Source organism: Stenotrophomonas sp. YJH_SMC_12-1 (genome assembly GCF_059370935.1).
This window is the reverse complement of record NZ_JCAFUD010000010.1, coordinates 171,592-182,544: the sequence shown is the minus strand read 5'-3', so window position 1 is coordinate 182,544 and position 10,953 is coordinate 171,592. Positions and strand designations below refer to the sequence as shown.

At 67.9% G+C, this 10,953-nt stretch carries 7 protein-coding genes; 2 read left to right on the top strand and 5 right to left on the bottom strand.

Annotated features, from left to right (window positions below; genetic code table 11):
- Positions 1–315 precede the first annotated feature (315 nt).
- Together AC5P8Y_RS18185 and AC5P8Y_RS18180 are read right to left on the bottom strand one after the other, a co-directional pair.
- Complete coding sequence (locus tag AC5P8Y_RS18185) at positions 316–960, bottom strand: YdcF family protein (protein WP_024958800.1); 645 nt, start codon at positions 958–960, stop codon at positions 316–318.
- Complete coding sequence (locus tag AC5P8Y_RS18180) at positions 945–1,907, bottom strand: pyridoxal-phosphate dependent enzyme (RefSeq protein WP_033833763.1); 963 nt, start codon at positions 1,905–1,907, stop codon at positions 945–947. Before AC5P8Y_RS18180 ends, AC5P8Y_RS18185 begins: the two co-directional genes overlap by 16 nt.
- 159 nt (positions 1,908–2,066) lie before the next feature.
- Here AC5P8Y_RS18180 and AC5P8Y_RS18175 point away from each other — a divergent pair, with 159 nt between their 5' ends.
- The gene (locus AC5P8Y_RS18175; RefSeq protein WP_005411522.1) at positions 2,067–2,558 is read left to right on the top strand and encodes a hypothetical protein; all 492 of its coding nucleotides are present in this window, start codon (positions 2,067–2,069) and stop codon (positions 2,556–2,558) included.
- A 549-nt stretch (positions 2,559–3,107) separates the two neighbouring features.
- Complete coding sequence (gene mnmG / locus AC5P8Y_RS18170) at positions 3,108–4,997, top strand: tRNA uridine-5-carboxymethylaminomethyl(34) synthesis enzyme MnmG (protein ID WP_049403682.1); 1,890 nt, start codon at positions 3,108–3,110, stop codon at positions 4,995–4,997.
- Between the two features lie 170 nt (positions 4,998–5,167).
- Here mnmG and smeC read toward each other — a convergent pair whose 3' ends face one another.
- From smeC to smeA, 3 genes are read right to left on the bottom strand one after another with little or no spacing between them, the layout of a single operon-like run.
- Positions 5,168–6,583 (bottom strand): multidrug efflux transporter outer membrane subunit SmeC, encoded by a 1,416-nt coding sequence (gene smeC, locus AC5P8Y_RS18165; RefSeq protein ID WP_111188128.1) that lies wholly within the window; start codon positions 6,581–6,583, stop codon positions 5,168–5,170.
- On the bottom strand, positions 6,580–9,729 hold the full coding sequence (smeB, locus tag AC5P8Y_RS18160) for a multidrug efflux RND transporter permease subunit SmeB (RefSeq protein WP_033833766.1): 3,150 nt from the start codon (positions 9,727–9,729) through the stop codon (positions 6,580–6,582). The genes smeC and smeB overlap by 4 nt, the downstream gene beginning before the upstream one ends.
- 12 nt (positions 9,730–9,741) lie before the next feature.
- Complete coding sequence (gene smeA / locus AC5P8Y_RS18155; protein ID WP_049403680.1) at positions 9,742–10,938, bottom strand: multidrug efflux RND transporter periplasmic adaptor subunit SmeA; 1,197 nt, start codon at positions 10,936–10,938, stop codon at positions 9,742–9,744.
- Between the last annotated feature and the right edge of the window lie 15 nt (positions 10,939–10,953).

The window sequence follows — 10,953 nt, the reverse complement described above, 5'->3', positions numbered from 1 at the left end:
TCACGATTCCATGGTGGGCATCTGCCGGCCAGCGGCCGGCACTACCCAATGCGACGCCATACGCGAATCGCTCTGGTGGGTGCCGCCCTTGGTCGGCACAGTGCCGGCAGCATCGCGATCTGACAGATGGTCCCAACCAAGGTTGGCACCTACCAGTTCCGAGCGGTGTCGGCGATTCCGATCCGCCGCAAGCAGACCTGATCGTCTGGTAGTGCCGGCCGCTGGCCGGCAACCTCACGATTCCATGGTGGGCATCTGCCGGCCAGCGGCCGGCACTACCCAATGCGACGCCGCGCCCAACGCAGGCTTCCGCCCTCAGGTATTGGCCGGCGAACTCAACGGCGGGCGCACCAGGTCGCGGTGGAAGAAATAGATTTCCTGCACCAGGAAGCGCCAGCTGGTATGGAAGCTGCGGAAGCGCGTGCTGGGCGTGGACGAGGCCAGCGCATCGATGCCGAGCGCCTTGCTCAGGCGCAGCGCGCGCGCCATGTGCAGCGGATCGCTGACGACGATCACCCGGTGCAGGCCGCGCTGGTCCATCAGCCGCTTGGCTTCAACCAGGTTCTGCACGGTATTGCGCGAAGCGGTTTCGATCAGGATCGCATCGTCCGGCACGCCATGCTTCAGCGCGTAGCGCCGCGCCACCTGCGACTCGGAGAAGCGCGCACCGGTGCCGCCATAGCCACCGGTGAAGATCAGCAGCGGCGCATAGCGTGCTTCATACAGATCCAGCCCGTGGCGGATGCGTTCTTCGAACACCGGTGACGGCTTGGCGTCATAGGCGGCCGCACCCAGCACGATGATGGCGTCGGCCTTGGCGGCCTGGTCGCGTTCACCCACCCAGACGATCCAGGCGGTCACGCCCAGCAGCCAGATCACCAGCAGCACGAACAGCCGCCACAACCAGCCCAGCAGGCCGGTGCGTTCGCGGTGCCGCCCGCGGCTCACGCCGCCCCCCAGCGCAGCGCTGGCAGGTCGACGTTGCCGCCGGACAACACCAGGCCCACGCGCAGGCCGGCGAAGCGCTGCGGCTGCGCCAGCACCGCAGCCAGCACGGTGGCCGAAGAGGGCTCCACCACCTGCTTGAGCACGTCCCACAGCAGGCGCATCGCCGCCAGCGTCGCGGCGTCATCGACCACGATCGCCTCGGCACCGGCGGCGCGCAGCAACTCGAAATTGGGCGCGCCGATCAGAGTACGCAGGCCATCGCAGATGGTGTCCGGGGTGAACGCACCCTGGCGCTCGCCGATGGCCAGCGAGCGCGCGGTGTCATCGGCGCCGGCCGGCTCGGCCAGGATCAGCCGGGTCTGCGGACTGGCATGCTGCAGGGCCAGCGCGGTACCGCTGGCCAGGCCACCGCCGCCCACCGGCACCACCAGCGCGTCGAACGGGCCGTCGCTGTGCAGCAGTTCCAGGGCCGCGGTGCCCTGCCCGGCCATCACCGCCGGGTTCGTATAGGGATGCACCAGGGTTGCGCCGGTATCGGCCTGCACCCTGGCGCAGGTGGCCTCGCGGTCGGCGATGGTCGGCGGGCAGCGCCAGAGCGTGGCGCCGTGGCGGGCGATGTTGGCCAGCTTGGCGGCCACCGCCCCCTCCGGCACCACCACATGGCAGGGGATGCCCCGGGTGCGTGCGGCCAGGGCCAGCGCGGCGCCGTGGTTGCCGGAGGAATGGGTCACCACGCCAGCACTGGCGCGATCGGCATCCAGCGACCACACCGCATTGCAGGCACCACGGAACTTGAATGCGCCACCACGCTGCAGGTGCTCGGCCTTGAAGGCCAACTGCGCGCCGGTCATTGCATCGAGGGTGCGCGAGCGCAGCACCGGGGTCACGCTGGCATGCGGGGCAATCCTCGCAGCAGCAAGCAGGACATCATCGGCGCGGGGCAACAGTGAATCGCTCATGACGCAAGATTAACGTATGCCCCCGCGCTGGCGACCGGGGCACAGGTCATGCCAGCATGCAGGCCTACGCCTCCATTCATCCTGGCCAGCCGAATTAAGGGCCGATTCAATGCCCGCGCACGAAGCTGGCTGCACATCCGTCCTCTGGGGGGACCCACCATGAAAATGCGCCTGTTGCTTGCCGGTGGCCTGTTGTTGGGCCTGACTGGCTGCACCACCTACGATTATGTAGGCGGTGGCCGCGGTGGCGGCTACTACCACGGCGCGCCGTCGGTGGAGTACCGCTACCCGGCCGGCTATCCCTACAACTACGGCTACCCGTACTACGGTGGCTATGGCGGCTACTACGGCGGCTATGGCAACCCGTACTACTCGCGCCCGATCTACCGCCCGCCGCACAACCACCGCCCGCCGCCGCGTCCGCCCGGCAACGGTGGCGAGAACCGTCCGCCGCCGCCGCCGCGGCCGTCGTACAACGGCGGTTCCCCGTGGCGGAACATGGATTCGATGCGCCGCCCGCCGCAATCGAACATGCAGCCGCCGTCGCCCGCGCCGCAGGCCCGCCCGTCCCCGGCACCGAGTGCGCCGAGGATGAACGGTTCCCCCTGGCGCAACATGGATCGTGCGACGCAGCGCACAGTTGAGCGCTGAACCGTCTTGCATTTCACACGGTCCAAGCCGCAATCTACGCGGACAGTGACGGCCCGCGTCACAAAGTGACAAAAACGACACGGGCCGCCGCAAAAAGCTCTACGTCGATATCCGACAGGAACATCTGGATCCCCCCTGTTCCGGCCCTGTCGGATGTCGGCACCTCTGAAGGCAGACGGCCCCGCAATGCGGGGCCGTTTGTTTTGCCGGGCCGCCAACCGGCGAGAGACCCAGCGTCAGTAGATCCACGCCATGCGTGGACAGGGCCTTTCCCGGCACCCCAAAAAAACAGGGCCGGACAGTCCCCCGACTGCCGGCCCTCTGCTCCCCCACCGTGCGCCTGTACCGGCCCCTGTTCCAATTCCGGTCACGGGCGCCTACGGCGCCAGCCACGGTGGGTGCTATTGGGTTATCTGCAAAAATCCTGCCAACTTTAGGGCTGATTTCGGCGCCGGCCGACCGGTGCCGACGTCCCGGACCCGAATGGCGCTAAAATCGCCACCCCGGCGCCGCCCCCCGGCCGCGCCCGCCCCCAGCTGAACAGCCCCCATGAATCCGTCCTTCCATCGTTACGACGTCATCGTCATCGGCGGTGGCCACGCTGGCACCGAAGCCGCGCTGGCCGCGGCCCGCACCGGCGTGCGCACCCTGCTGCTGACTCACAACATCGAAACGGTGGGCGCGATGAGCTGCAACCCGGCCATCGGCGGCATCGGCAAGGGCCACCTGGTCAAGGAAATCGACGCCCTGGGCGGTGCGATGGCGCATGCCGCCGACCGCGCCGGCATCCAGTGGCGCACGTTGAACGCCTCCAAGGGCCCGGCCGTGCGTGCCACCCGTTGCCAAGCCGATCGCAACCTGTACCGCATGGCGATCCGCGCCATCGTCGAAGGCCAGGCCAACCTGACCGTGTTCCAAGCCGCAGTGGACGATCTGGTCATCGAAGGCGACGCCGTGCGCGGCGTCATCACCCAGACCGGCCTGCGTTTCGACGCCGGGGCCGTGGTGCTGACGGCCGGTACCTTCCTCGCCGGCAAGATCCACGTGGGCCCCACCCAGTACGCCGCCGGCCGCATGGGCGACCCGCCGGCCACCACGCTGGCCGCGCGCCTGCGCGAGCGCCCGTTCCAGGTGGACCGCCTGAAGACCGGCACGCCGCCGCGCATCGATGGCCGCTCGCTGGACTACAGCGTGATGGACGAACAGCCCGGTGATTCGCCGCGCCCGGTGATGTCCTTCCTCGGCTCGGTGGACGAGCATCCGCAGCAGGTCAGCTGCTGGATCACCCACACCACCGAACAGACCCACCAGATCATCCGCGACGCGCTGCATCGCTCGCCGCTGTACAGCGGCCAGATCGAAGGCATCGGCCCGCGCTACTGCCCGTCCATCGAGGACAAGGTGGTGCGCTTCGCCGAGAAGGCCAGCCACCAGATCTTCGTCGAACCCGAAGGCCTGGGCATCGTCGAGATCTACCCCAACGGCATCTCCACCTCGCTGCCCTTCGACGTGCAGCTGGAGATGGTGCGCAGCATCCGTGGTTTCGAGAACGCGCACATCACCCGCCCCGGCTACGCGATCGAGTACGACTTCTTCGATCCGCGCGGGCTGAAGGCCTCGCTGGAGACCAAGCTGGTCAACGGCCTGTTCTTCGCCGGCCAGATCAACGGCACCACCGGCTATGAAGAAGCGGCCGCGCAGGGCCTGCTGGCCGGCCTCAACGCCGCACGCCAGGTACGTGGACTGGATGGCTGGTGCCCGCGCCGCGACGAGGCGTACCTGGGCGTGCTGGTGGATGACCTGATCACCCACGGCACCAACGAGCCCTACCGCATGTTCACCAGCCGCGCCGAATACCGCCTGCAGCTGCGCGAGGACAATGCCGACCAGCGCCTGACCCCCGCCGGCCGCGAAATGGGCCTGGTGGATGACCATCGCTGGAGCGCGTTCGAGACCAAGCAGGCTGCCGTCGCCGCCGAGCGCGCGCGCCTGGGCGCACTGTGGGCGACCCCGGCCAATGCGCTGGGCCGCGAGGTACAGGACACGCTGGGCGTGGCGGTCAGCCGCGAAACCAATGTGCTGGACCTGATCAAGCGCCCCGAGCTGGATTACGCGCAGCTGATGCAGGTGCCGTCGCTGGGCCCGGCCGTGGCCGACGCCAAGGTGGCCGAGCAGGTGGAGATCGGCGTGAAGTACGCCGGCTACCTGGATCGCCAGCGCGAGGAAATCGAGCGCCAGCAGCGGCACGAAGCCACGCCGATCGCTGAAGCCTTCGATTATGCGACGGTACGCGGGCTGTCGGCCGAAGCGCTGCAGAAGCTGGAGCGCGTGCGCCCGCAGACCATCGGCCAGGCGCAGCGCATCCCGGGCATGACCCCGGCAGCGATCTCGCTGCTGCTGGTGCATCTGGAGCGGGCGCGCCGCGGCCGCGTGGCATAAGCGGTCGCACCTGCTTCTGGTGGGTGCCGACCTGGGTCGGCACATGAGTCTGCCCTGGTGGGTGCCGACCCTGGTCGGCACGAATCATCAGATCGCGATGCTGCATGCATTTGTGCCGACCAAGGTCGGCACCTACCGGAGCGGAAGACACACCCACATTGGCGGGCGCGTTACCGCGCGTCGGCGCCGCCACCCAACACCTTGAACAGCGTCACCCGGTTGCCCGCCTCCTGCTGCTGCAGGGCGATCAGGTCCTGCTGCGCGGCATACAGGCTGCGCTGCGCATCCAACGACTGCAGGTAGCCATCCAGTCCGGTGCGGTAGCGCGCATCGGCCAAGATGTAGCTGCGCTGGCTGTCAGCCACCAACGCGCGTTGCGCGTCCAGCTGCGCGGTCAGGTGATCGCGCGTGGCCAGCGCATCGGCCACCTCACTGAAGGCCTGCTGGATCGCCTTCTCGTACTGCGCGATGCCGATGTCCTTGCCGATCTTCGAGGCATCCAGCGAGGCCTTCAGTGCACCGGCATGGAAGATCGGCGCGGTGATGCTGGGCGCGAACGACCAGCCACGGGTGCCGGCCGAGAACAGCGTCGACAACGCGGTGGAACTGTGGCCGTAGTTGGCGGTCAACGCCAGCGTCGGGAAGAATGCGGCGCGCGCGGCACCGATATCGGCGTTGGCTGCCTGCAATGCATGCTCGGCGGACAGCACGTCCGGACGCTGCAGCAACACGCTGGACGGCAGGTTGGCGGGCAGCGGCGCCAATGCGACGCTGCCACCCAGCGCCTGCGCGGTTGGCAGCAGGGCCGGATCCAGCGGTGCCCCCACCAACAGCTGCAATGCATCGCGATCCTGCGCCTGCTGGGCCTGCAGCTTCGCCAGCGCACCGCGCGCGGCTTCCACGCTGGTCTGCACCTGCGACAGGTCCAGGCCCGAGGCCAGCCCCTGTGCATGACGGGCCTCGGTGCGCTGAAGGGTCTGCTGCTGGCTGTCCAGCGTTTGTTGCGTGAATGCCAGCGACTGCTCGTCGGCCGCCAGCGCCAGCCACGCCGTCGCCACTTCAGCCACCAGGCTGGTGCGCGCGGCGCGCTGGTTCTCGGCGCTGGCCAGCCAGTTCTGCAGCGCCTCGTTCTTCAAGCTGCGGATACGCCCGAACAGGTCCAGCTCCCAGCTGCTGATGCCCACCTGCACGGCATCGGATTCGGTCACCTGGGTGACGCCGGTCTCGCTGTTGGCATCGCTCACCCGCGAACGGGTGACACTGCCGCTGGCATCCACCGGCGGCAGCAGTGCCGCGCGCTGGATGCGGTACTGCGCGCGCTCCTTCTCCACCTGCAGCACCGCCACGCGCAGGTCGCGGTTGTACTGCAGCGCCAGCGCGATGACCTGCTGCAGGCGCGGTTCCAGGAACACGTCGCGCCAGGCCGGCATCGCCAGTGCCGGTTCGGCCGCGCCGATGGCGGCATTGCCGAACTGTGCCGGCACCGGCGCCTCGGGTCGCTGGTAGTGCGGGGCCATGCTCACGCAGCCGCCCAGCACGGCGGTCATCGTTGCGGCCGCCAGGGCGCGCAGCAGCATCGGCTTCATGGGCTTGTCTCCGGGACAGTGGCGTCGGCCGACGCGCGGCCCGGGAACAGGCGGCGCACCAGCAGGTAGAACAACGGCACGAAGAACATGCCCAGCACCATCGAGGCCACCGTACCACCGGCCACGCCGGTACCCAGCGAACGGCGCGCGGCCGAACCGGCCCCGGTGGCGAACACCAGCGGCAACACGCCCATCAGGAACGCCAGCGAAGTCATCACGATCGGCCGCAGCCGCAGGTAGACCGCCTGCAGGATTGCGTCGCGGGTGTCCCTGCCCTGCTGTTCGAGGATGCGCGCGAACTCGACGATCAGGATGCCGTTCTTCGCTGCCAGACCAATCGTGGTCAGCAGGCCGACCTGGAAGTACACGTCGTTGTTGAGGCCACGCAGGTTCATCATCAGCACCGCACCGAACACGCCCACCGGCACCGCCAGCATCACCGCGAACGGCACCGCCCAGCTTTCATACAGCGCGGCCAGGCACAGGAACACGAACAGCAGCGAGATGGCGTACAGCATTGGCGCCTGGTTGCCCGACAACTGTTCCTGGTAGGCCATGTCCGACCAGGCATGGCTGAAGCCTTCCGGCAGTGTGTCGGCCAGCCGCGCGATCTCGGCCATCGCCTCGCCGGAGCTGACGCCCGGCGCCGGCTGTCCGGTGATTTCCATCGCTGATACGCCGTTGTAGCGCTGCAGTGCGGCCGGCGCACTGGTCCAATGCGTGCTGATCAGCGACGACAGCGGCACCATCTGCCCGGCCTGGTTGCGCACGCTCCAGCGCTCGATGTCCTGCGGCTGCATGCGTGCTTCGGCGGTGCCCTGGATGAACACCTTCTTGATGCGTCCCTTGTAGATGAAGTTGTTGACGAAGTCGCCGCCCAACGCCGCGTTCAAGGTGTCATTGACGTCCTGCGGGTTCACGCCCATCGCCTGCGCCTTGGCGTCGTCCACCTTCACCGCGTATACCGGCGCGTCTTCCAGGCTGGCGTAGCGCACGTTGACCAGCTTCGGGTCCTTGGCGGCTTCTTTCAGCAGCGTGTTGCGCGCGGCCACGGCGGCGGCATGGCCGGCACCGCCTTCGTCCTGCAGTTCCAGGGTGAAGCCACCCGCATCGCCGAGGCCCAGGATGGCCGGTGGCGAGGTGATGAACACCTGCGCATCGGGCACGCTGGCCATCGCCCGCGTCAAGCGTGCGGCGATGGTATCGGCGTCGTCCTTGCGGTCATCCCAGTCCTTCAGGCGGATGAAGGCCTGGCCGACGTTCTGGCCGCTGCCGGTAACACTGAAGCCGGCGGTGGCCTGGATCGAGAGCACGCCGTCGTCCTTCACCGCGACGGCACTCAGACGATCCATCACCGCCCGCGTCTGCTCCAGCGTGGAACCGGCCGGCAGCTTCACCAGCGCGTTGAGCATGCCCTGGTCTTCATCGGGCAGGAACGCGCCCGGCAGGTGCCACAGCAACAGGCCGGTGGCCACGCTCAGCACCAGGTAGAACAGCACGCCCAGCGAGCGGCGGCCGAGGAAACGATCCACGCGGTGACGCAGGCCGTTGGAGGTACGCTCGAAGCGGTGGTTGAACCAGATGAAGAACTTGCCCAGCAGGCTCGGCTCGCCACCGTGGTCGCCATGCGGATGGCCGCCCTTGGGAATCTGGTGCAGGATGCTGCCACACAGTGCCGGGGTGATGGTCATCGCCACCAGCACCGACAGGATCATCGCGGCGGCGATCGTCACCGAGAACTGGCGATAGATCACCCCGGTTACACCGCTGAAGAACGCCATCGGCAGGAACACCGCGGTCAGCACCAGCACGATGCCGACCAGCGCGCCGGTGATCTGGCCCATCGCCTTCAGCGTGGCCGGCTTCGGCGCCAGCCCTTCGAAGGTCATCACCCGCTCTACGTTCTCCACCACCACGATGGCATCGTCCACCAGCAGGCCGATGGCCAGCACCAGTGCGAACATGGTCAGGGTGTTGATCGAATACCCGAATGCAGCCAGCACGCCGAACGTGCCCAGCAGCACCACCGGCACCGCGATGGTCGGGATCAGCGTGGCGCGCCAGTTCTGCAGGAACAGGTACATCACCAGCACCACCAGGATGATCGCTTCGATCAGGGTGATCACCACTTCCTTCAGCGAAATGGTCACGAATGGCGTGGTGGTGAAGGCCACGTGGGCGGTGTAGCCATGCGGCCAGTACTTCTGCAGCTGCTGAAGCCGTGCATCGATGGCCTTGGAGACGGCGATCGCGTTGGCACCGGCATTGAGTTCAATGCCCAGCGACGCCGACGGCTTGCCATTGAAGGTGCTGATGCTGTCGTAGCTTTCCGGCCCGAGGCCGATCTTCGCCACGTCGCCCAGACGCACCACGCTGCCGTTGGCATCGGCCTTGAGCACCACCTGCGCGAACTGCTCGGGCGTGTGCAGGCGGCTGCGCGCGGTTACCGTGGCGTCGAGCTGCTGGCCCTTCAGCGCCGGCTGGCCACCCAGCTCACCGGCGGAGACATCGGTGTTCTGTGCCTGCAGTGCGGTCTCGATGTCCGACGGCATCAGCGCGTACTGGCGCATCTTCTCCGGATCCAGCCAGATGCGCATGGCGTATTCCTGGCCGATCGGCTGGATGTTGCCGACACCGCTGACGCGGCTGATCTGGTCATCGATGCGCGCTTCCATGAAGTTGGCGACATCGAAGTTGTCCATGCTGCCGTCTTCGCTGGTGAACGACAGCACCTCGAAGATCGAACCACTGGACTTGGTGATGGTCAGGCCGTTCTGCTGCACCGCCTGCGGCAGCGTGGCCATGGCGGCCTGCAGCTGGTTCTGCACCTGCACCTGCGCGGTATCCGGATTGGTACCGGTGGCGAACACCAGGTTGACCTGCGCCGAGCCGTCGGAGGCACTGGTCGAGGTCATGTACATCAGGTGATCGAGGCTTTGCTGGGACTGCTCGATGACCTGGGTGACCGCGTTTTCCACGGTCTGGGACGAGGCGCCGGTGTAGGTGGCGCGGATGGTGATGGTGGGCGGGGCGATCTGCGGGTAGCGGTCCACCGGCAGGATCAGGATCGCGAGCAGGCCGAGCAGGCTGACCGCGATGGCGATCACCCAGGCGAAGATCGGCCGGTCGATGAAGAAACGAACCATGTGGGCCAGGCCTCAGTGCGACTTTTCGTCGGTGTTGCCGTTCGGATCGACCGCCGGCATCGCCGCCAACTGCGCCGTCGTGGCCGCCACCGCTTTCACCTGCTGGCCGAGCGATACCGCGCTGCCGTTGCTGACGATCACCCGTTCGCCAGCCTTGAGGCCGCTGGTGATCTGCCACTGGTTACCGACCACCTGGCCGGTGCTGACGCGGCGCTCGACCACATGATCCTTGGCGTCGAGCAGGCGCAGCAGCGGTTCGCCGCGTTCGTTGCGCACCACCGCCTTCTGCGGCACCAGCAGGGCACGCGCGTCGGTGGCCATCGGCAGCACCGCCTTCAGGTACATGCCCGGCAACAGCAGGCCGTCCGGGTTCGGAATGACCGCGCGCAGCTTCACGTTGCCGGTGCCCGGATCCACTGCGCTGCCGACGAACTCCAAGGTGCCTTCATGCGCGTAGGTGCTGCCGTCCTCCAGCAGCACCTTTACCTGTGCCTTGCCATCGATGGCCTTCACCAGGCCCGCATCGAGCTGCTTGCGCAGCGCCAGCATCTGCGTGCTGGACTGGGTGACATCCAGGTACACCGGGTCCAGCCGCTGGATGGTGGCCAGTGCCGTATCCTGGCCGGCCGCGACCAGCGCGCCGGCGGTGACGCTGGAGGTGCCGATGCGGCCGTCGATGGGGGCGGTCACCCGGGTGTAGTCGAGGTTGATGCGGGCAGCCTGCAATGCAGCGCGCGCGGCAATCACGTTGGCCTGCGCCTGCTTCAATGCCGAGGTGGCATCGTCGGCGTCCTGCTTGCTGGCTGCATCCATGCTCACCAGCGCGCGGGTACGCTCGGCCTTCGGCTGTGCCGACAACACGGTAGCCTCGGCCTGCGCCAGCTGCCCGCGCGCGGTATCGAAGGCCGCCTGGTACGGTGCCGGGTCGACCTGGTACAGCAGCTGCCCTGCCTTGACCTGCTGGCCTTCGGTGAACAACCGCTGGCGGATCAGGCCGCCGACCTGCGGCCGCACCTCGGAGATCTCGAACGGCACGGCACGGCCGGGCAAGGTCTGCTGGAGTGCCAGCGGCTGCGCGCGGGCGATGATGACGCCCACTTCGGGCATGGCCGGGGCATCGGTCCTGCCCGCCGAACAGGCCGCCAGGGCCAGCAGCAGGGGCAACAGCAGGGGACGCGGGGAACGGGACAGCGGGCGCAGGAGGGACATGGGGGGCGTGGGGGC